General features: G+C 56.6%; 15 protein-coding genes. 13 read left to right on the forward strand and 2 right to left on the reverse strand.

The window, feature by feature from the left end; all coding sequences use genetic code 11:
• The first annotated feature begins 75 nt into the window (after window positions 1-75).
• From pilM to eno, 12 genes are all read left to right on the forward strand, one after another.
• Complete coding sequence (gene pilM / locus MLE19_RS05805) at window positions 76-1,137, forward strand: type IV pilus assembly protein PilM (protein ID WP_240717122.1); 1,062 nt, start codon at window positions 76-78, stop codon at window positions 1,135-1,137.
• Window positions 1,134-1,730: a PilN domain-containing protein gene (locus MLE19_RS05810; protein WP_240717123.1), complete on the forward strand. Its 597-nt coding sequence runs from the start codon at window positions 1,134-1,136 to the stop codon at window positions 1,728-1,730. The genes pilM and MLE19_RS05810 overlap by 4 nt, the downstream gene beginning before the upstream one ends.
• The gene (locus MLE19_RS05815) at window positions 1,727-2,386 is read left to right on the forward strand and encodes a type 4a pilus biogenesis protein PilO (RefSeq protein WP_240717124.1); all 660 of its coding nucleotides are present in this window, start codon (window positions 1,727-1,729) and stop codon (window positions 2,384-2,386) included. The genes MLE19_RS05810 and MLE19_RS05815 overlap by 4 nt, the downstream gene beginning before the upstream one ends.
• Window positions 2,383-2,937, forward strand: a complete 555-nt coding sequence (locus MLE19_RS05820; protein ID WP_240717125.1) for a pilus assembly protein PilP — start codon at window positions 2,383-2,385, stop codon at window positions 2,935-2,937. The genes MLE19_RS05815 and MLE19_RS05820 overlap by 4 nt, the downstream gene beginning before the upstream one ends.
• 14 nt (window positions 2,938-2,951) lie before the next feature.
• Window positions 2,952-5,036 (forward strand): type IV pilus secretin PilQ, encoded by a 2,085-nt coding sequence (pilQ, locus tag MLE19_RS05825; protein ID WP_240717126.1) that lies wholly within the window; start codon window positions 2,952-2,954, stop codon window positions 5,034-5,036.
• Window positions 5,036-5,620 (forward strand): shikimate kinase AroK, encoded by a 585-nt coding sequence (gene aroK, locus MLE19_RS05830; RefSeq protein ID WP_240717127.1) that lies wholly within the window; start codon window positions 5,036-5,038, stop codon window positions 5,618-5,620. The genes pilQ and aroK overlap by 1 nt, the downstream gene beginning before the upstream one ends.
• Window positions 5,617-6,723: a 3-dehydroquinate synthase gene (gene aroB, locus MLE19_RS05835; protein WP_240717128.1), complete on the forward strand. Its 1,107-nt coding sequence runs from the start codon at window positions 5,617-5,619 to the stop codon at window positions 6,721-6,723. Before aroK ends, aroB begins: the two co-directional genes overlap by 4 nt.
• Before the next feature lie 505 nt (window positions 6,724-7,228).
• Window positions 7,229-11,671: a glutamate synthase large subunit gene (gene gltB / locus MLE19_RS05840; RefSeq protein ID WP_240717129.1), complete on the forward strand. Its 4,443-nt coding sequence runs from the start codon at window positions 7,229-7,231 to the stop codon at window positions 11,669-11,671.
• A 36-nt stretch (window positions 11,672-11,707) separates the two neighbouring features.
• Window positions 11,708-13,126 (forward strand): FAD-dependent oxidoreductase, encoded by a 1,419-nt coding sequence (locus MLE19_RS05845; RefSeq protein WP_240717130.1) that lies wholly within the window; start codon window positions 11,708-11,710, stop codon window positions 13,124-13,126.
• Between the two features lie 261 nt (window positions 13,127-13,387).
• Window positions 13,388-15,043: a CTP synthase gene (locus MLE19_RS05850; RefSeq protein ID WP_240717131.1), complete on the forward strand. Its 1,656-nt coding sequence runs from the start codon at window positions 13,388-13,390 to the stop codon at window positions 15,041-15,043.
• Window positions 15,044-15,055: 12 nt separating this feature from the next.
• Window positions 15,056-15,907, forward strand: a complete 852-nt coding sequence (kdsA, locus tag MLE19_RS05855; RefSeq protein ID WP_240717132.1) for a 3-deoxy-8-phosphooctulonate synthase — start codon at window positions 15,056-15,058, stop codon at window positions 15,905-15,907.
• A 51-nt stretch (window positions 15,908-15,958) separates the two neighbouring features.
• Entirely contained in the window at window positions 15,959-17,248 is a 1,290-nt protein-coding gene (gene eno, locus MLE19_RS05860) for a phosphopyruvate hydratase (protein ID WP_240717133.1), read from the forward strand.
• Window positions 17,249-17,762: 514 nt separating this feature from the next.
• Here the strand turns inward: eno and fdxA are convergent.
• On the reverse strand, window positions 17,763-18,086 hold the full coding sequence (gene fdxA, locus MLE19_RS05865) for a ferredoxin FdxA (RefSeq protein WP_240717134.1): 324 nt from the start codon (window positions 18,084-18,086) through the stop codon (window positions 17,763-17,765).
• A gap of 166 nt (window positions 18,087-18,252) precedes the next feature.
• A complete protein-coding gene (mutS, locus tag MLE19_RS05870; RefSeq protein WP_240717135.1) occupies window positions 18,253-20,814 on the reverse strand; it encodes a DNA mismatch repair protein MutS in 2,562 nt (853 codons plus the stop codon).
• 83 nt (window positions 20,815-20,897) lie between these two features.
• On the opposite strand from mutS, the gene MLE19_RS05875 reads away from it, so the two are divergent.
• Window positions 20,898-21,431 (forward strand): CinA family protein, encoded by a 534-nt coding sequence (locus MLE19_RS05875; RefSeq protein ID WP_240717202.1) that lies wholly within the window; start codon window positions 20,898-20,900, stop codon window positions 21,429-21,431.
• The last annotated feature ends 56 nt before the right edge of the window (window positions 21,432-21,487 follow it).

A 21,487-nucleotide genomic window follows, 5' to 3' on the forward strand; every position in this document is an offset into this window, starting at 1 on the left:
TGACTTAACTAAAAATCATGTAACCTCAAACGACATCTGAAAGACGGGCGACAAGTAGGCGGAGCCGAACCCAATATGCGCTTTCTGAAATCTGGTAAAGGGTTGATCGGCGTCGATATTACATCAGCGACCGTTAAGCTGCTTGAGCTAAAACAGTGCCACGATAATTACCAAGTAGAAAGTTATGCCGTAAGACCATTACGCGAAGGCGCAGTGGTTGAACGCCGTATCCGCGATATAGATGATGTGGCTAGCGTGCTTAGCCGTGCCGTTGAACATGCTAAACCCTCCACTCGCAAAGCTGCAGTGGCTGTTCCTGCCAGCGCAGCGATCACCAAAACGCTGAGCTTTCCAATCGGGCTGAGTGAAGAGGAGATCGAAGAGCGCATTGTGGCCGAATCAGACCGCCATATTCCCTTTCCGTTCAACGAAGTGGCGTTTGATTTTGAGTGCCTGGGGCCCGCGCCTTTTGACGATGAGCAGCAGCAGGTCGTGCTGGTGGCGTGTCGGCAGCAGGACGTCACGCAACTGACTGAAACGTTAGAACGCGCCGGTTTGGAGCCTGCGGCAGTGGATGTTGAGACCTTTGCCATGGAGCGGTCGCTCGCCGAGCTTCGCCGTCAGTTGAAGGTCGATAATGATCCCACCGCCTGCGTTGGTTTAGTGGACATCGGGGCCAATATGAACGCCTTTCACGTCGTGCGGGGCGGGCATATTGTTTACAGCCGCGACACGGTGTTTGGTGGTCGCCAGCTTACCGATGCGATTCGCGAACGCTACGATTTGAGTATGGAAGAAGCGGGCTTCGCCAAAAAGCGGGGTGGCCTTCCTGAGGATTACCATGAGCGAGTCCTGAACCCTTTTCTTGAAACCGTGGTGCAGCAAGTGGGGCGCTCCTTGCAGCTCTACTACACCGCCGGGCGTCAGCAAGAGGTGAAGCACATTGTGTTAGCGGGTGGGTCGAGCGTGATTCCCGGCCTTGCCGAACGTATTGCGGAAGATAGTGGTATGTCGGTGACCATTGCTAACCCCTTCCAACGTATGCAGGTCAATAAGCGCCTCAACCTTCAGGCGCTGACCAATGATGCCCCGGCGATGCTAACCGCAGGTGGTTTGGCGATGAGAGTGAGCCAATGAGCATGACGATTAACCTGCTGCCCTGGCGGGAAGCGCAGCGAGAGCGAAGAACGCGCAAATTTTACATCATCGTGGCAGGCATGCTGGTACTGGGCGTAGTGCTTGGTCTGCTGATCTCACACTATTACCAGCTTAAGCTAGCGGCCCAGCAGCAGCGCAATGCCTATGTTAGTGAGCATATCGAGCGCCTTAATGCTGATATTGAAGGCGTATCACGTTACGCAACCGATGCCGAACGTTTAGGTGAGCAGATCGCGGTGTTCCAGGCGCTGCAAACCGAGCAAGCGGACACCGTACAGCTATTTAATGACGTGGCGAATAGCGTCGCTAATGGCGTTATTTATCAACGCTTAGCGAAAAACGGTAGCAGTGTCAGCGTCACTGCTGTAGCCGGTAGCGAACGTCAGGTTTCCGAGCAACTGCGCCGTATTGGAGCGCTGCCAGGTTTAGGCGTGCCCTCGCTGTCAGCGGTGGAGAGTGATCAAAACAGCACCGGTCGGCTATTCCGTTTTGAGGTGGAGCAGGTGGCCGATATATCTCCGGCGGGGCTAAGCCAGGATCTCGGCCAGGATCGAGAAGGGGGAGCGCCATGAGCCTGCGTCGCGAGCAGTGGGGCATAGAGTGGCAGCGCCTGCGCGATGTTGATTGGCGCGATCTTGACATTAAGGAAGCCGGCGGCTGGCCACTGCTGTTAAAGGTGTTGTGCTGTTGTCTGGCCCTGCTGGCAGCGCTGTGTGTCATGCTGTGGTTAGTCGCGAGTGAACAGCGTGAAGCTTATATGGCGGCCCAGCGTAATGAAGTCAGGCTATTAAGCGAATACCGCAGTAAAGCCTCGGAAGCGGCCTTCTTGCCGGAAATGCGGGAGCAGTTGGCCACTCTGGAGGGGCAAATGGCCCGTTTGCGTACCATGCTGCCCACCGGTGCGGAAATCCCTGCCCTGCTCGATAGTATTAGCGATGCCGCCGTCGATAACCGCCTTACCATTGAAACGATTCGGCTGCGTCCAACGCTAACGCAGGCTCATTATGTCGAGCAGCCGCTGGATATTCAGGTGCGCGGCGACTATCACCAGTTGGCGCGGTTTAGTGCCGATATAGCGTCATTGCCCCGGTTGGTGACCCAGCATGACTTTACTCTGGAGCCCGTTGAGGGTCGCGGTGATACGCTGCGCCTTTCGCTATTAGCGCGTACTTATCGTTACGTTGAAGAGAGCGAGCAGCCTTCTGCAAATGAGGCGGATGCGCTATGAGGTGTCAACGAACAGCGCCCTATGGGGTGAAAAAGGCAGCGTTCATTGCTGCGGCACTTGTGCTGACAGGCTGCGTGGATGCCGATTTAACGCAGCTTGAAGGTACGTTAGCTGATATTCGTCAGTCGCCAGGCGGTCAGCCGCCGGTCATTGCGGTGACGCTGCCCGCAAGTCACGATGTGTCCTATTTATACAGCGAAGGCCGCAGCCCCTTTTTGCCGCCCGACGCTATTGCTCAGGAGAGCGTGAATCGTAGCGAGGGTGCGCTTGCTCCGGACCAACAGCGCTCTCCAGAGCCACTGGAGCGCTTTCCACTGCAGGATCTGCGATTGGTCGGTACGATGCGCATGGCGGGTCGGCAAGTGGCGCTGATCGCCTCGCCGGATGGCAATGTGACCAGTGTGAAAGAGGGCAACTATATGGGCACCGACTACGGACGAATTGCTCAGATCAGCGCTCAAGACATTCGTGTCACCGAGCGGGTCTTCACCCAAAGGGAAGGGTGGCAAGAGCGGCAAGTGTCGCTAGTCATCAACGAAAACAACGAGTAAGCGGACAATAGCTCATGGTAGTTACAGCTTGGCGAATCACTCTTTCTATGGCCATGGCCGCACTATTTTCACTGGCGCCTTCGCTGGCAGTGGCATCGGTGTTAACGGATGTTGATGTTCAGCCCGACGACAACGGGGGAGTCAACGTTGATCTTCGTTTCACCGGCGGCGTACCCGAGTTACGCAGCTACCGCTTAGACTCCCCGCCGCGTGTGGCGCTAGATTTGGCAGATACCCAAAATGGACTAGCCAGCCGACGCCTGAGTATCAACAGCCATGGGGTCGAGCAGATCACTGCCCTTGAGGGCAATGGCCGTACGCGTTTGGTCGTCAACCTCTCTGAGACGCAAACATTTACGTCTCGCGTGCTGGATGATCGTCTACGAATCACCTTTGCATCAGCCACAAGCCCTGCTGCCGATACCTCGCTGAATCCTTCGCCCATTCCGTCTGCCAGCGTCTCTTCAACGGGGCTGGAGACCGATGAAGGGCCACAGATTGAAAATATTGATTTTCGCCGCGGCGCAGACGGCGCCGGACGGTTGCTGGTCACCTTCGACCGTGAAGGGGTGGTGGCGAACGTGCGCGAAGGTGGCCCCGACCAGGTGATGGTGGGATTGCGCGACGTGGCAATTCCTGACTCGCTTAACCAGGTCTACGATGTCACCGACTTTGCCACACCGATTACGCGCATTACGCCCCGTGCCAGCCAGGGCGACACCCAGTTGGCCATCGCCACCCAGGGCGCTTACGCGATGATCTCTTCGCAAAGTGGCCGTACGCTGACGGTGGAGGTGCAGCCTGCCAGCCAGGAATCACAGCCCTCTCAGGCCACCGGTGAGCAATTTAATGGCGAGCGGTTGAGTCTTAATTTTCAAGATATCGAAGTGCGTTCAGTGCTAGCAACGCTGGCTGAATTTACCGGGCTGAATCTGGTTGCCAGTGACAGCGTCACCGGCCGCGTGACGCTCAACTTAAACGATGTCCCCTGGGATCAGGCGCTCGCGCTGATTCTGCAAAGCCAGGGGTTATCGAGCCGTGAGCAGGGCAATGTGATTGTCGTGGCGCCTGCCAGTGAACTGGCTGATTTGGAGCGCCAGGAGCTAGAGGCACGTAACCAGCGTGAGACGCTCTCACCGTTGGTGACCGAGTTCATCGAGATCAAGTATGCCAGAGCCGAGGATTTGGCCCTGCTACTGCGCGGAGGCGAGGGTGACGGCTTTGGTCTACTCACCGAGCGAGGACGCGTCAGCATTGATAACCGCACCAATACGCTGCTGGTGCAAGATACCGCCGACCAAGTGCGCGATATTGCCCGCACCATTGACCGCTTGGATGTCGCTGTTCGCCAAGTGCAAATAGAAGCACGCATAGTCATTGCCCGAGACACCGCCTCCCGTGAGCTAGGCATTAACTGGGGTATGTCGAGCACCCGTGGTTTTCAGGAGGGGGACGATGGGACCTTCAGCCGACGGGATATCAACCCCGATGGCATCAATCGGGCGCAGGGTGGTTTGGCGGTGGATTTAGGCGCCGCTACGGGGCCTGGTACCGGCTTTAGTTTCGGCTACTTATCCGGCGATATCCTGTTGGATTTGGAGCTACGCGCGCTGGAGAGCGAAGGCAAGAGCCAGACCATTTCTCAGCCCCGCATTATTACTGCCAACCAACGTACCGCCCGCATTAGCCAGGGTGAAGAGCGCGCGTTTCAAAGCGTGGATGGCAACGACAACCCGGATACCGAGTTCAAAGAAGCCGAGCTCTCGCTGGAAGTGACCCCGCAAATTACCCCGGATAACCGCATCATCATGGATCTGGTGATCAAAAATGACAGTTTTCGTGAGTCAGAATTTGGTGGCGAGCCCCCCATTGATACTAACCAGATCGAGACCCAAGTGCTGGTCGATAACGGTCAAACAGTGGTGTTAGGCGGTATTTTGACCACTGAAGAGCTGCGGCAAATCGCCAAAACACCGCTGTTGGGCGATATTCCTTTCCTGGGTAGACTGTTTCGCTATACCGAAGAGAGCAATGAAAAGGTAGAGTTGTTAGTCTTTATTACTCCACGACTCCTAGACGATGGCTTAACGGTTCGCTGATGCAGGATTTACCCAATTTATTTCTCATAGGCCCTATGGGGGCTGGCAAAAGCACCATTGGTCGCCTATTGGCGGCGGAGCTTTCGCGCCAATTTTATGACAGTGACCACGCCATTCAAGATCGCTGTGGGGCAGATATCCCGTGGATTTTCGATGTTGAAGGAGAGCAGGGCTTTCGGTTGCGCGAAATTCATATGATTGATGAGTTAACCCGGCTCTCCTCCGTGGTGGTCGCCACCGGCGGCGGTGCGGTGCTGCGCGAAGAGAATCGCCGCGCGCTGCGCGAGCGTGGCACGGTGGTGTATCTGTTGACCACGGTGGACCAGCAGCTTAGACGCACGGCGAAAGATCGCAATCGTCCTCTCTTACAGTGTGGCAATCGCGAGCAGGTGCTTAACGATATGTTTGCCCAGCGCGATCCGCTCTACCGAGCCACCTCGGATATTGCCGTGCGCACTGACCGGCGCAGCCCGCGGGCTGTGGTCAATGAAATCCTGCGCCGAGTGCACCGATTGGTGGATCCGCTTGAGCCCTCATCAACGCCTAATACGGCTGGAACGCTTAACCATAAGGTATCGCAATGACCTCGACCGCCAGCGCACAACGCACGCTTCAGGTGGCTTTAGACGAGCGCAGCTACCCGATCCATATTGGCACCGGGCTGATTGGGCGAGTCGATACGCTGACACCTTACCTAGCGGGCCAGCAGGTAATGGTCGTCACTAACGAGACGGTTGCGCCTCTTTATCTTGAAAAGCTCTGCGCCAGCCTGCCGGATGAGTTAGATGTGCGCACTGTCGTGCTGCCCGACGGCGAGCAGTATAAAACCATTGAGCAGGTCAGCCGAATTTGGGATGCGCTGCTGGAAGCTGGCTTTAACCGCCGCTGCACCCTGGTCGCCTTAGGCGGCGGTGTCATTGGCGATATGGTCGGCTACGCCGCTGCTTCCTACCAGCGCGGCGTGGCGTTTATCCAGGTGCCGACCACGCTGCTCTCCCAGGTGGATTCGTCGGTAGGCGGTAAGACCGGCGTTAATCATCCGCTGGGTAAGAACATGATCGGCGCTTTCTGGCAGCCCAAAGCGGTGCTGGTGGATATTGAGACCCTTAAGAGCCTGCCGCGCCGAGAACTATCGGCCGGTATGGCCGAGGTCATTAAGTACGGCTTGATCCGTGACGAAGCGTTTTTAAGCTGGCTGGAAGCCAATATGCCCGCGCTACTCAACGTTGAGCCCGAAGTAGTGGCTGAAGCCATTGCCCGCAGTTGCCAAATCAAAGCCGACATTGTCGGCGAAGATGAAACCGAGCAGGGCGTTCGTGCGCTGCTCAACCTGGGCCACACCTTTGGCCACGCCATCGAGGCCCACCAGGGCTACGGCAACTGGTTGCACGGCGAAGCGGTTGGCGCGGGCATGGCCATGGCGGCCACGCTTTCAAATCGGCTGGGCTGGATTGACGACGCGGCGCTCACCCGAAGCTTGGCGGTAATCGAAAGCGCCGAGCTGCCTTTAGCGGCACCCGCCAATATGACCAGCGATGACTTTTTAGCCCGTATGCGGCTGGATAAGAAGAATATCGATACACGTCTAAGGCTAGTGCTGCTTAACGACTTGGGTAATGCCTGCATAAGCGATGCAACGCCTACGGATGTTCTACGTGCGCTGTTGGATGAGTATCCGCGCAGCTGAGCCGTAAAACACGCAGATTACGCCTTCATTAATATACAACCCCGCCCTCACTTGCAGCCATCAATTAGGCAGGCGATGTGGAGGGTGGGTTACCCATGCAGTGTTATTTTTACCCCCAGTAGTAGAACGGTGTTTCTTTATAATCCGTATGCCTTATGCGCTATCGGCATGGACTTGTTGGTGCTATTTATACTAAAGTCTAATGGAAAATAAAAAGCTCGAAAATCACGTTTCACTTCGTTACAAGTGATTGAAGTGTATGTGTTTTTTCCTTTAGCGAGTATGCAAACACAGGATTTGAAAAGAGTTTCTCTAACGTTGTGGGTGCCAAGAGATTGCGCAAAGTGGCTACCAATCGCTATGCTGACCGGCCATTTTCTTGCGGCAGCGAATGTGGGAAACACCCCATTCTGGGCAGGTTATAAGCACTATAAAAAAAGCGAAACCGTCCTTTATACCATAAGCACGCTGCTAAAAAAATACGCTGACTAGTAGAGGCACGCCCATGAATAGAGGTCTTCACCAGCCTGGCGAGTTTCGCGATAACTGTGGTTTTGGCCTGATTGCCCATATGGAAGGCCAGGCTAGCCACGACTTGCTGAAAACTGCCATTGAATCTTTGACCTGCATGACCCACCGGGGCGGTATCGCTGCCGACGGAAAAACCGGTGACGGCTGTGGCTTGCTACTTAAAATGCCCACACCGTTTATGCAGGCGCTGGCCAAAGAGGCGTTTGATGCCGAGCTTGGCGAACGCTTTGCCGTGGGCGTCGTGTTTCTCCCCAATGATGATGCCCGTGAAGCAAATGCCCGCGATACCCTGACCCGCGAGCTTGAAGCGCGTGGCCTTAATGTACTTGGCTGGCGCGATGTGCCAACTGACCCCAGCGTTTGTGGCCCCATGGCGCTGGACTGCCTGCCGCGTATTCGTCAGTTATTTGTACAGCCAGGCCAGGGTGAGCACTTCGATGTCGACCTCTTCATGGCTCGCCGCCGTGCCGAACAGGCGCTGCGTGACGAGGAGGACTTCTACGTTGCCTCGCTCTCGTCAGAAGTCATCTCCTATAAAGGCTTGATGATGCCGGAAGATCTGCCGGCGTTTTATAAAGATTTGAACGACCCGCGCCTGGAAACCGCCATTTGCGTGTTCCATCAGCGCTTCTCGACCAACACCGCGCCGCGCTGGCCGCTAGCACAGCCGTTCCGCCTGCTGGCCCACAATGGTGAAATTAACACCATTGAGGCTAACCGTGGCTGGGCGAACTCCCGTAAAGCCAACTTTGTTAACGAGCGCCTGCCGGACATCGCCGAGCTGGACGAGATCGTCAATACCACTGGCTCTGACTCTTCGAGCATGGATAACATGCTGGAAGTGCTGCTCACAGGTGGCATGGAGCTGCACCGTGCGGTACGCATGATGGTGCCACCCGCGTGGCAGAACGTCGAAACCATGGACGCCGAACTGCGTGCTTTCTACGAATACAACTCCATGCACATGGAGCCGTGGGATGGCCCGGCAGGTGTGGTCATGACCGATGGTCGCCAAGCGGTGTGTATGCTTGACCGTAACGGCCTGCGCCCGGCGCGCTGGGTGATTACCAAAAATGGCTACATTACCCTGGCGTCGGAAATCGGCACCTACGGCTACAAGCCGGAAGACGTGGTTGCCAAAGGGCGGGTTGGCCCCGGCCAAATGCTCGCCGTGGACACCCAGACTGGCGAAGTGCTGCACACCGAAGATATCGATCAGCGGCTGAAATCTGCCTACCCCTATAAGCGCTGGTTAAAGCAGGAAGCGAATTATCTGGAGTCAGCGCTGACAGAGTTGGCGCGTTTTCAGACTATGGATACCGATTCGCTCAACGTGCAGCAGAAGATGTTCCAGGTGAGCTTTGAAGAGCGCGATCAGGTGCTGCGCCCGCTGGCGGAGAGTGGCCAGGAAGCCGTTGGCTCCATGGGCGATGATACGCCGATGGCGGTGCTGTCGAGCCGCCCGCGCCTGCTGACGGACTTTTTCCGCCAGAAGTTTGCCCAGGTGACCAACCCACCCATCGACCCGCTGCGTGAAGCGATCGTCATGTCGCTGGAAACCTGCTGTGGCGCCGAGCTAAACGTCTTTAAAGCGACGCCTGAGCACGCCCACCGCTTGATTTTGACCACGCCGGTGCTGTCACCGCGTAAATTTACCGCCCTGGTAAGCCAGGATGACCCGGCGTTTGCCAGCTATACGCTGTCGTTGGGCTACGACCCAGAGCAGCAGAGCCTGCACCAAGCGCTGAAAGCGCTGTGTGAAGAGGCCGAAGCGCAAGTGCTTGCCGGTAAAGTGATCCTGGTGCTGACCGATGCTGAGCTGGCCAAGGGGTTGATCCCCATTCAAGCCGCCTTGGCGGTGGGGGCCGTGCACTCACACTTAGGTCGTTTAGCGCTGCGCCCCAATGCCAATATCGTAGTGGAAACCGGCTACGCTCGCGATGCTCACCAAATGGCAGTGCTGTTTGGCGTGGGTGCCACGGCGGTTTATCCATGGCTTGCTTACCAGGTCATGGCGGATATGCACCGCACAGGCGAGTTGACCGGCAACCCGGCGGATGGCCGTGAGAACTACCGTAAAGGGCTACAGAAAGGCCTGTTCAAGATCCTGTCTAAAATGGGTATCTCGACGCTGGCTTCCTACCGCGGCTCAATGTTGTTTGAAGCAGTGGGCCTTGCGGATGAAGTGATGGATCTCTGCTTTGTGGGTATGGCGTCGCGCATCCAGGGCGCCGGTTTTGCCGAGCTTCAGATGCAGCAAGCGCTGCTGGCCAAAGATGCCTGGATTCCGAGGAAAGGGATCTCCCAGGGCGGCATGTTCAAGTACGTACATGGCCACGAGTACCATGCCTACAACCCAGATGTAGTGATGTCGCTTCAGGCGGCAGTTCAGGAAGGCAGCTACACCAAGTGGAAAAAGTTCGCTCAGCTTGTCAACGAGCGTCCGGTGGCCACCATCCGTGATCTGCTTAAGCTCAAGCCTGCTGAGACGCCGATTGCCCTGGAAGAAGTCGAGCCGGTTGAAGACTTGCTGCCGCGCTTTGATAGCGCAGGTATGTCGCTGGGCGCGCTCTCGCCTGAGGCTCATGAAGCGCTGGCCCAGGCGATGAACGAGGCGGGCGGTCGCTCCAACTCCGGTGAAGGCGGCGAAGACCCTGCCCGCTACGGCACTATTCGTAGTTCTAAAATCAAGCAGATCGCCTCCGGTCGTTTTGGCGTGACTCCGGCATATCTGGTCAATGCCGAAGTGCTGCAGATCAAGGTCGCCCAGGGCGCTAAACCCGGCGAAGGTGGTCAGCTGCCCGGCGGTAAAGTGAACCAGTTGATTGCCCGGCTGCGCTACGCAGTGCCCGGCGTGACGCTGATTTCACCGCCACCGCACCACGATATTTACTCTATCGAAGATTTGGCCCAGCTGATTTTCGACCTCAAACAGGTCAATCCGGATGCCCAGGTATCGGTGAAGCTGGTGTCTGAGCCGGGTATTGGCACGATCGCTACCGGTGTGGCCAAGGCCTATGCGGATCTGATTACCGTATCAGGCTACGACGGTGGTACTGCCGCTAGCCCGCTGACCTCCATCAAGCACGCGGGCTCGCCTTGGGAGCTGGGGCTTCCTGAAGTGCATCAGGCGCTGCGTATCAACGGCCTGCGCGACAAGATTCGCCTACAGACGGATGGCGGCCTGAAAACCGGCCTTGATGTTGTTAAAGCGGCGATACTCGGTGCAGAGAGCTTCGGCTTTGGTACCGCGCCGATGGTCGCGTTGGGCTGTAAGTACCTGCGCATCTGTCACCTCAATAACTGCGCGACCGGAGTTGCCACCCAGGATGATTTCCTGCGTGGCGAGCACTTCCGCGGCACCGTGGATATGGTCAAGAACTACTTCCGCTTTATCGCTGAAGAGGTACGCGAGCTGATGGCCATGCTGGGCGTGCGCAAGCTGACGGATCTTATCGGCCGTACTGATCTGCTGGAAGTGTTGGAAGGCAATACCGCGTCACAGCGCAAGCTCGATCTAACGCCGCTGCTGGCCAATGATTTTGTGCCTAAAGATGCCCCACAGTTCTGCAAGGTCAGCCGTAACGTGCCTCACGATCCGGGTGCCAAAAACCTGGAAGTACTGGCGGCGCTAAAAGATGCCATCGAAAACCAGTCGGGCGGTGAGTTTGATTTCACCATCACCAACTGCGACCGCAGCGTGGCCGCGTTAACGTCCGGCGCCATCGCCAAGCGTTATGGCGAAGAGGGGCTGGAAGCTGCGCCGGTTACTGCCCGCTTTACCGGGGTGGCGGGGCAGAGCTTCGGGGTGTGGAACGCCCGTGGACTGAACCTATACCTGGAAGGCGACGCCAACGATTATGTTGGTAAAGGCATGAACGGCGGCAGTATCGTGATCGTGCCGCCTAAAGTCAGCCAGTTTGAGAGCCATAAAACGGCCATTATCGGTAATACCTGCCTGTACGGTGCTACTGGGGGCACCCTGTTTGCGGCCGGTACGGCGGGTGAGCGCTTTGCCGTGCGTAACTCGGGCGCTTCCGCGGTGATTGAAGGCGCAGGCGACCACTGTTGCGAGTATATGACCGGCGGTTTGGTCTGCGTGCTGGGTGAAACCGGGGTGAACTTCGGTGCGGGCATGACCGGTGGGTTTGCCTATGTGTTGGATGAAGAGCGCACCTTCGTGGATAAGTACAACCACGAGCTGGTCGAAATTCATCGCGTTAACACGGAGGCCATGGAAGCGTATCGTCGTCACCTGCGTGAAATGATCGAAGCCTATGTGGCCGCGACGGGTTCCGCGCGTGGGGCGGCTATTTTGGAAGACTTCAGCGACTATGCGCGCCACTTCTGGCTGGTGAAGCCAAAAGCGGCAAGCCTGGGTAGTTTGCTGGATCAGTCTCGGCGTCAGCCGCAATAACTCGCTTATGCCCCTCACGCTGACAGGAGAGAGATCATGGCTAACCGTTTAAATAACGATTTTCAGTTTGTCGATGTGGGTCGTAAAGACCCACAGAAGAAAGATGCTCGCGCTCGGGCCAAAGAGTTCGCGGAAATTTACGAACCGTTCAAGCCCACCGATGCGGCCAGCCAAGCGCATCGCTGCCTGCACTGCGGTAACCCTTACTGCGAGTGGAAGTGCCCGGTGCACAACTACATTCCTAACTGGCTGCAGCTGGTGGTGGAAGGCAATATTATTGAAGCCGCTGAGCTTTCCCACAAAACCAACTCGCTGCCGGAAGTGTGTGGCCGTGTGTGCCCGCAGGATCGCTTGTGCGAAGGCGACTGTACGTTGAATGACGGCTTCGGCGCGGTCACGATTGGTTCGATTGAGAAGTACATCACCGATACGGCGTTCGCCATGGGCTGGCGCCCGGATATGTCTCACGTCACTTGGACTGACAAAAAAGTCGCCATCATTGGTGCGGGTCCTGCGGGCTTGGGCTGTGCCGATATTCTTGCCCGCAACGGCGTTAAGCCGGTGGTGTTTGATAAGTACCCGGAAATTGGCGGCCTGCTGACTTTCGGTATACCGGAATTCAAGTTGGAAAAAAGCGTCATGGAGCGCCGCCGGGCGGTCTTTGAGGAGATGGGCGTTGAGTTTCGCCTGAATACCGAAATCGGCACCGATATCGAGTTTGAGACCCTGATGCAGGAGTACGATGCTGTCTTCCTGGGGATGGGCACGTACAAATACATGGAGGGCGGCTTCCCTGGCGAAGACCTTCCGGGTGTCTATAAAGCCCTCGATTTCCTGATTGCCAACGTCAATCGCTGCTTGGGCTTCGAAAAAGACCCGAACGACTATATCTCCATGGAAGGCAAGCGCGTGGTGGTGCTGGGTGGCGGCGATACGGCGATGGACTGTAACCGTACCTCGATTCGTCAAAACGCGACCAGCGTGACCTGCGCCTACCGTCGTGACGAAGGCAACATGCCGGGCTCTCGCCGTGAAGTCTCCAATGCCCGTGAAGAGGGCGTTGAGTTTCTGTTCAATCGTCAGCCGGTAGCGGTTGTCGGTGAAGAGAAGGTCGAGGGCGTGAAGGTTGTGCGCACCCGCCTGGGTGAGCCGGACGAAAACGGCCGTCAGCGTCCTGAAGTGGTGCCCGGCTCTGAAGAGATCATCGCAGCGGATGCCGTGGTTATCGCCTTCGGCTTCCAGGCCAGCCCGGCGCCATGGTTCGACAGTTCTAATATCCAAGTCGACGAGCGCGACCGCGTCACCGCGCCGGAGCACGGCCAGTACGCTTTCCAAACCAGTAATGAAAAAATCTTTGCCGGTGGCGATATGGTGCGCGGCTCTGATCTGGTGGTCACGGCGATTTATGAAGGCCGCCAGGCTGCAGAAGGTATTTTGGATTACCTGGGCGTATAGAGCGCGCCTAACGCTAGAGCAGCACCAGGGATAGGTCGTAGCGAGGGTCTTTCGCCAGGGATGGCGAAAGTAGCGCCCAGGGATGGGTTCACAGCGCCCTCGCGGAGACCTATAGCTGGGGCGGTTGCAAAGTGTGATGAAGCTGAGTAGGTTTTGACTGCTCAGTTCAAATTGAGCCTTAGGTCGTAATCTGCTAGTCTGTCGACCCATCCTGGCGTGGCTTTCTGCCGTGCCTTCTGATCACGATTCGACAGGTTATCCATGACACGATATATCTTCGTGACCGGCGGCGTTGTGTCCTCTCTTGGCAAGGGCATCGCCTCCGCCTCGCTTGCGGCGATTTTAGAGGCTCGCGGCCTTAAGGTCACCATGCTCAAGCTCGACCCGTACATCAACGTGGATCCGGGCACTATGAGCCCTTTTCAGCACGGTGAGGTGTTCGTCACAGAAGATGGTGCCGAAACCGACCTTGATCTCGGGCATTACGAGCGCTTTATTCGCACCAAAATGACCCAGCGCAACAACTTTACGACCGGTCGTGTTTACGAGCACGTGCTGCGTAAAGAGCGCCGTGGCGACTATTTAGGCGGCACCGTTCAGGTGATTCCGCATATCACCGACGAAATTAAAGAGCGCGTTTACGCCGGCGGTGAAGGCTTTGATGTGGCGCTGGTAGAGATCGGCGGCACGGTGGGTGATATCGAATCGCTGCCTTTCCTGGAGTCGATTCGTCAAATTCGTAGTGAGCAGGGCGCCAACCGCGCGCTGTTTATGCACCTGACCCTGGTGCCCTACATCAAAACGGCGGGTGAGACCAAAACCAAACCGACCCAGCACAGCGTCAAAGAGCTGCGCTCGATCGGTATCCAACCAGACATTCTGATTTGCCGCAGCGAAGTTGAGCTGGAAGAGAGCGAGCGGCGCAAAATCGCCCTGTTCACCAACGTCGAAGAGCGTGCGGTGGTGCCGCTGCAGGATGCCGATACCATCTATCGCATTCCGCTGATGCTTCACGAACACGGCCTGGACGAGATCGTTTGCGATAAGCTGCGCCTGGAAGCCCCAGAAGCCGATTTGTCCGAATGGGTGAAAGTGCTTGATGCCAAGCTCAACCCGCTCAAATCTGTCAGCATCGCCATGGTGGGTAAATACATGGAGCTGCTGGATGCCTACAAGTCGCTCAATGAAGCCCTTATTCACGCCGGTATCCAGGGTCGCATTAAGGTCAACGTCGACTATATTGACTCCGAAGATATCGAGCGCCACGGCACCGAACGTTTAGCGGGCAAAGACGCTATTTTAGTGCCTGGCGGCTTTGGCGAGCGCGGTGTAGAGGGCAAGATTTTGACGGCACAGTTTGCGCGCGAAAATAACGTGCCCTATCTGGGCATTTGCCTGGGTATGCAGGTGGCGGTGATTGAGTTCGCTCGCAACGTGGCGGGTTGGAAAGACGCCAACTCTACCGAGTTCACCCACGATACCCAGCACCCGGTGGTGGGGCTGATTACTGAATGGTTGAACCCGGAAGGCAAAATCGAGCTGCGCGATGCGGCGTCCGATTTAGGCGGCACCATGCGCTTGGGTGGTCAGGTATGCCATCTTGAAACCGGCACCAAAGCGCGCGAAGCCTACGGTTCAGACGAGATCGTAGAACGCCACCGCCACCGCTTCGAGGTCAATAATCAGTTTATTGACGAGCTTGAAAAGGCGGGTCTGGTTATCTCGGGCAAGAGTGTCGACCAGTCACTGGTTGAAGTAATAGAACTGGCTGACCACCCTTGGTATGTGGCCTGTCAGTTCCACCCGGAGTTCACCTCCACGCCGCGTGATGGCCACCCGCTATTCTCGGGCTTTGTGAACGCCGCGTTGGATCACAAAACAGCGCGTAATCGCGCCCATGCGCATTCTCAGGAATAAGAGGGCAACAGCATGGCTTCTCAAGAGCGTCATATTAACGTTGCCGGCTTAACCGCCGGCAATTCCTTACCGCTGATGCTGCTGGGCGGCATGAACGTACTGGAGTCTGCCGAGCTTGCCGACGAAGTCGCCCAAGCCTACGTTACGGTGACCCAGAAGCTGGGCATGCCCTATGTTTTCAAGGCAAGCTTCGATAAAGCCAACCGCAGCTCAATCAACTCCTATCGCGGCCCCGGTCTTGAAAAAGGGCTACAGATATTAGCCGATATCAAAGCCCGCTATAACGTGCCGATTATCACTGACGTGCACGAGCCCTGGCAGGCCGAAGCGGCCGCTGACGTTGCCGATATTATCCAACTGCCGGCCTTTTTAGCTCGTCAGACTGATCTAGTGGTCGCCATGGCTAAAACCGGCGCGGTCATCAATATCAAGAAGCCGCAGTTTTTGGCGCCCCATGAAATGCGCCATATCATCAGCAAGTTTCAGGAAGCGGGTAACGATCAGCTGATGCTCTGCGAGCGTGGCTCAAGCTTTGGTTACAACAACCTTATTGTTGATATGCTCGGTTTTGGCGATATGAAGCAGACCGGCTATCCGGTGTTTTTCGACGTTACCCACGCGTTGCAGCGCCCCGGTGGGCGTGCAGACAGCGCCGATGGCCGCCGAGCCCAGGTAGCGGAATTAGCACGGGCAGGCGTGGCTGTGGGGCTAGCGGGGCTGTTTTTAGAAGCTCATCCAGATCCTGATAATGCCAAATGCGATGGCCCCTGTGCGCTGCCTTTGGATCAATTAGAGCCGTTCTTAACTCAGCTGGCCCAGTTAGATGCGCTGGTGAAAGGGTTTGAGCCGCTGACGATTCGCTAAGCAGGACGTTATATTAATAATTTTATCTGACTTATAGGAAAGGACACTGCCATGACCAAAATTGTTGCTATCAGTGCGTTGGAAGTGCTGGATTCACGTGGTAACCCGACCGTCCAGGCGCACGTGCGCCTTGCCAGTGGCGCTGTCGGCGAAGCCTGTGCCCCCAGCGGCGCCTCGACCGGTTCTCGGGAAGCGTTAGAGCTACGCGATGGTGATAAGTCGCGCTACCTGGGTAAAGGCGTGCTGAAAGCAGTCGATGCGGTCAATGGCAAAATTCGTGATGCGTTGCTGGGGATGGATGCGCGTGATCAGCGTGGCCTGGACGATGCCATGCTGGCGCTGGATGGCACCGAGAACAAAGCGAATCTGGGCGCCAACGCCATTCTAGCCGTATCACTGGCAGCAGCTAAAGCGGCCGCAAACGCCAAAGGCGTGCCGCTATATGCCCACATTGCCGAGCTTTACGGCCAGCCGGGCCAGTACAGCATGCCGGTGCCGATGATGAACATTATCAACGGCGGCGAGCATGCGGATAATAACGTCGATATCCAAGAGTTTATGGTGCAGCCCGTGGGCGCGCCTAACTTCCGCGAAGGGCTGCGCATGGGCGCAGAAATTTTCCACGCGCTGAAGAAAGTGCTTTCGGCGAAAGGCCTTTCCACCTCAGTGGGTGACGAAGGCGGCTTCGCTCCTGACTTGGCCTCTAACGCTGATGCACTGGCCGTTATTAAACAGGCCGTGGCAGATGCGGGTTACGTACTGGGGAAAGACGTTACCCTGGCGCTGGATTGTGCTTCTTCCGAATTCTATAAAGATGGCCAGTACAACCTTGCCGGTGAAGGTAAAAGCTACGACGCTCAAGGCTTTACCGATTACCTGGCAGGCCTGTGTGCGGACTATCCCATCGTCTCTATTGAAGACGGCATGGATGAATCCGATTGGGCGGGCTGGAAGGCGTTAACCGACAAGCTAGGCGACAAAGTGCAGCTAGTGGGTGACGACCTGTTCGTGACCAATACCAAGATTCTCAAGCGTGGTATTGATGAGCAGATCGGTAACTCTATCCTGATCAAGTTCAATCAGATCGGCTCACTCTCAGAGACGCTGGATGCCATTAAGATGGCTCAGGATGCAGGCTTCACTGCCGTGATTTCGCACCGCTCCGGGGAAACTGAAGACACCACTATTGCCGATTTGGCAGTGGGTACTTGTGCCGGGCAGATCAAAACGGGCTCACTATGCCGCTCCGACCGCGTTGCCAAATACAACCGTTTGCTGGTGATTGAAGCCGAGCTGGAAAATGTTCCTTACCCAGGATTAAAAGCGATCAAAGGGCAGTAATTAGCAAACTAACAGCGGTTTTTTGGCCTCTCTTGTAAGAGATGTCTCAAGATTTTGTAAGAGATGTCTTACAAAAGCCGACGAGAATCGCTCGGTTAAGGGTAAGAAAAAACGAAATTTTCCACTAATTGAAATTTAAGTGGTTGTTTTTGATTTAATTGTTGAAATAAGGCGAGCCGCGTAGGCTCGCCTTATTGCATTTTAGCTTTGTTGAGATGGCGCGGTGATCTGCCACAATGGACGCAGGACTAGGGGAGGCAGGGATGCTTCAGGCAGGATGCAACGGGATGAAGGTCGGATGCGCCGGGTGATACAGTGAGGTGAGCCCCGGCAAGGAAGTCATCTGAGGAGGTTGAACCAGGGAGTGGTCAGAGGAAGTGCTTGGAGCGGGCGGCCTACGGGCCGCCTTTTTTTGCCTGTAATTTGGTGGTTCGGTTTTAATGGCACAAAAAACAGCGCTCGCTGTTTTAAACAGGAGCGCTGGTTTTAGACGCAATACTGGTGGTGGCTAAGGCTAGCGCTCTAATTTCTCAAGCTTGCCAGGCTTGCCGTCCCACTCTTCGGCGTCAGGCAGTGGATCTTTGCGCTCGGCAATGTTGGGCCATACTTCGGCCATGTCGGCGTTAATCTCAATAAACGCCTCTTGGCCATCGGGCAACTCATCCTCCGAGAATATCGCCTCGGCGGGGCACTCGGGCTCGCACAGCGCACAGTCGATACACTCGTCAGGGTGAATGACCAGGAAGTTAGGGCCCTCGTAAAAACAGTCGACCGGGCAGACTTCCACACAGTCGGTGTATTTGCACTGGATGCAGTTCTCGGTAACGACAAACGTCATCTTGCTATCCCTCTTGCAGGGCCGAGAGTCTCTCAGCCATGGTCAATCGTGAATGGTTATAAATCAGCCGTTTTTTATAAGCTAAAAGTTTGAGCGACATTCTAGAGGTGCGCCTACCTGTCGGCAAGCGCCTTATGGGCTTCTGTATAACCTACTATATTTACCATTAGATCAGGTCTCGCCACTGATACAACAGCGCGAGCGCTTCTCGCGGCGTTAAACCATCCATATCGACATTTTCCAATGCCTCCACCACCGGGTGCGGCGCGGCTGCAAACAGGTCGTTTTGCTGGGGAGCTGTTCGCGGCGCTTGCGCTGTGTTATCTACATCGCGCTGCTCCAGGCTCATCAGCTTCTCGCGGGCCCGTTTAATCACATGGCCAGGTACGCCCGCTAATTGAGCGACCTGCAAACCGTAACTCTGGCTAGCCGGGCCTGCTTCAATGCGGTGCATAAATACAATACTATCGCCGTGTTCGGTGGCCGTTAGGTGGATGTTGGCGACGCCTTCAGTGTGCTCGGGCAGCGCCGTCATCTCAAAGTAGTGCGTTGCAAAAAGGGTTAATGCACGCCCCTTGGCGAGATGCTCTGCACTTGCCCAGGCTAGCGATAGTCCGTCAAAGGTGCTGGTGCCGCGGCCAATTTCATCCATCAAGATCAAGCTTTGCTGGGTAGCGTTGTGCAGAATATTTGCGGTTTCGGTCATCTCAACCATAAACGTTGAGCGGCCGCCTGCCAGATCATCCGACGAGCCAATGCGGGTAAATATCCGATCCAGCGGGCCGATCTCAGCGGCATCGGCGGGCACAAAGCTACCGCAGTGGGCGAGTAGGGCGATGAGCGCCGTCTGGCGCATATAGGTTGATTTACCGCCCATGTTGGGCCCGGTAATAATCAGCATATGCCGGTCAGGGTTGAGCGTCACATCATTAGGCACAAAAGGCGTTTCGCTGACCTGCTCAACCACCGGGTGCCGTCCCGCCTCAATATGAATACCAGTGGTGTCACTGAGCGTGGGACGAACCCAGCTCAGCGCCTCGGCGCGTTCGGCAAACGCGCACAGTACGTCCAGTTCCGCCAGCGCTTGCGAGGTACTCTGCAGCGCATGAAGGCTTGCGTTGAGATCGCTCAGCAGGCGGTCATAAAGCCATTTTTCACGGGTCAGCGCGCGAGATTTGGCGGAGAGTGCCTTATCTTCAAACTCTTTGAGTTCAGGAATAATAAACCGCTCGGCGTTTTTAAGCGTTTGGCGGCGAATATAGTCAGCGGGCGCCTGCTGGGCTTGGGAGCGGGGCAGCTCAATAAAGTAGCCGTGTACACGGTTATAGCCGACTTTAAGGTTGGCAAGCCCAGTGCGTTCGCGCTCACGAAGCTCTAGTTGAATCAGATAGTCGCCCGCATTTTCGGCCATGCCGCGGTGTTCATCGAGTTCTGAGTCGAAGCCATCGGCAATCACGCCACCATCGCGGATCACCACCGGCGGGTTTTCGACCAGCGCACGGCTAAGCATATCGGCCATTTCCGGGTAGGGGCGAATATGCGGGCGCAGGTTGTCCAGCGCGCTGCCGCTCTCTACCTCGCTGAGCTGCTGCTCCAACTCAGGGAGTGTCTCCAGTGCATCGCGCAGGCGCGCCAAATCGCGCGGGCGGGCGCTGTAGAGAGCAACGCGGGCCAGTATACGCTCCACATCACCCACGGCGCTTAACGTCTCGCGCAGCGGCATATAGGCCGCATCCAGGCTTAACAACGCTACGCCTGCATGGCGGGCCTGGACGATCTCGCGCTGGCGCAAGGGTCGGTTGAGCCAACGCTTAAGCAGTCGTGAACCCATGGCAGTGGTGCAGGTATCCAGCACGCTGGCCAGGGTGTTGTCGCTGCTGCCGCCAAGGTTGATATCAATTTCCAGATTACGTCGGCTGGCGGCGTCGATCACCACGGCATCGTCGCGGTTCTCAACGCTGATCGCGGTCACGTGAGGCAGGCGCGAGCGCTGAGTGTCCCGGGCGTAATCGATCAGCACGCCGGCGGCAATCAGCGCAGTGGTTAAGTGCGCACAGCCAAAGCCGCGTAAATCCTGCACTTCAAACTGGTCGCACAGGCTGCGGGTGGCGCTCTCCAGGTCAAACAGCCACTCGCCCTGGCGGCGCAGGCTGCGTTTTTGCGACCAGGCATCGGGTAGCGTTAGGCTTTCGGGCACCAGCAGCTCAGCAGGGGAGAGACGAGTAAGCTCGGCGAGCATTTCCGCTTCGCTTTCCACTTCGAGTACGTTGAAGCGGCCGCTGGAGAGCTCCAGCCACGCAAGGCCCCAGCTCTCTTTGCCGGGGGAAACGGAGACCAGCACATTGTCGCGACGCGCATCCAGCAGCGCTTCATCGTGGAGCGTGCCTGGGGTGACGATCCGCACCACCTGGCGGTCAACGGGCCCTTTGCTGGTGGCGGGGTCGCCAATCTGTTCGCAAATCGCGACTGACTCGCCGCCAGCGACCAATCGCGCTAGGTAGCCTTCAGCGCTATGGTAAGGTACCCCCGCCATTGGGATTGGCTTCCCGCCCGACTGCCCACGTTGGGTAAGCGTAATATCCAACAGCGCGGCGGCGCGCTTGGCGTCGTCAAAGAATAATTCGTAAAAATCCCCCATGCGGTAGAACAGCAGTACCTCGGGGTGTTCACGTTTGATCTTTAAGTATTGCGTGATCATTGGCGTGTTGGGGGGTATAGCCTGTGACATGGGCGTCCTGATTGAGCAATTTCTTTGAGAAAGCTAAACGCAGTATTCTACGCTTAACTGACGACTTACTTGAAGGAGCGACAATAGTGCCCAGCGTATCTAGCCTGAAAAATCTTGATTTAACGCTGTTGGCGCAGCGTTTAGGGCGACTTTGTCAGCAGTTAAATTTAGAAGTGAGCGCCGCGGAGTCATGTACAGGGGGAGGCATTGCTAGCGCAATTACCGGCGCGGCGGGTAGCTCTGCCTATTTTACTACCGGCTATGTTACCTATTCTAATGCCGCCAAAACGCGCTTACTTGGGGTGTCCGAGAGTACTCTGAGCGAACACGGTGCCGTAAGTGAGGCGGTGGTGAAGGCCATGGTGCTGGGCGCCTGTGATGAAAGTGGCGCAGACTTAGCCGTTGCCGTTAGCGGTGTTGCCGGACCGGATGGAGGGAGTGCAGAAAAACCAGTGGGCACTGTCTGGTTAGCCTGGGGGGGCGCTGCCGATCAGCAGGCTGAGTGTTTTCACTATCCCGGTGACCGCCAAGCGGTGCGTGAGCAGGCTGTGCGTCAGGCGTTGGCTGGATTGGTGGCGCGCCTGGATGCTCAGGCAAAAGCGAGCGAGAAGAAATAACTTTTAGAAACGGGCGTAGAAAAGCGGGCACAGAAAACGGTCGTAAAAAGATGCGT

It is taken from the genome of Vreelandella neptunia, assembly GCF_022489065.1.
Classification (GTDB): domain Bacteria; phylum Pseudomonadota; class Gammaproteobacteria; order Pseudomonadales; family Halomonadaceae; genus Vreelandella; species Vreelandella neptunia_A.

Coding starts and splice junctions, on each gene's coding strand:
- MLE19_RS05810 (WP_240717123.1), top strand. CDS start 1,134: ATGAGCATGACGATTAACCTGCTGCCCTGGCGGGAAGCGCAGCGAGAG.
- mutS (WP_240717135.1), bottom strand. CDS start 20,814: ATGTCACAGGCTATACCCCCCAACACGCCAATGATCACGCAATACTTA.
- eno (WP_240717133.1), top strand. CDS start 15,959: ATGACCAAAATTGTTGCTATCAGTGCGTTGGAAGTGCTGGATTCACGT.
- kdsA (WP_240717132.1), top strand. CDS start 15,056: ATGGCTTCTCAAGAGCGTCATATTAACGTTGCCGGCTTAACCGCCGGC.
- MLE19_RS05845 (WP_240717130.1), top strand. CDS start 11,708: ATGGCTAACCGTTTAAATAACGATTTTCAGTTTGTCGATGTGGGTCGT.
- MLE19_RS05850 (WP_240717131.1), top strand. CDS start 13,388: ATGACACGATATATCTTCGTGACCGGCGGCGTTGTGTCCTCTCTTGGC.
- MLE19_RS05815 (WP_240717124.1), top strand. CDS start 1,727: ATGAGCCTGCGTCGCGAGCAGTGGGGCATAGAGTGGCAGCGCCTGCGC.
- MLE19_RS05820 (WP_240717125.1), top strand. CDS start 2,383: ATGAGGTGTCAACGAACAGCGCCCTATGGGGTGAAAAAGGCAGCGTTC.
- aroK (WP_240717127.1), top strand. CDS start 5,036: ATGCAGGATTTACCCAATTTATTTCTCATAGGCCCTATGGGGGCTGGC.
- gltB (WP_240717129.1), top strand. CDS start 7,229: ATGAATAGAGGTCTTCACCAGCCTGGCGAGTTTCGCGATAACTGTGGT.
- pilM (WP_240717122.1), top strand. CDS start 76: ATGCGCTTTCTGAAATCTGGTAAAGGGTTGATCGGCGTCGATATTACA.
- fdxA (WP_240717134.1), bottom strand. CDS start 18,086: ATGACGTTTGTCGTTACCGAGAACTGCATCCAGTGCAAATACACCGAC.
- aroB (WP_240717128.1), top strand. CDS start 5,617: ATGACCTCGACCGCCAGCGCACAACGCACGCTTCAGGTGGCTTTAGAC.
- pilQ (WP_240717126.1), top strand. CDS start 2,952: ATGGTAGTTACAGCTTGGCGAATCACTCTTTCTATGGCCATGGCCGCA.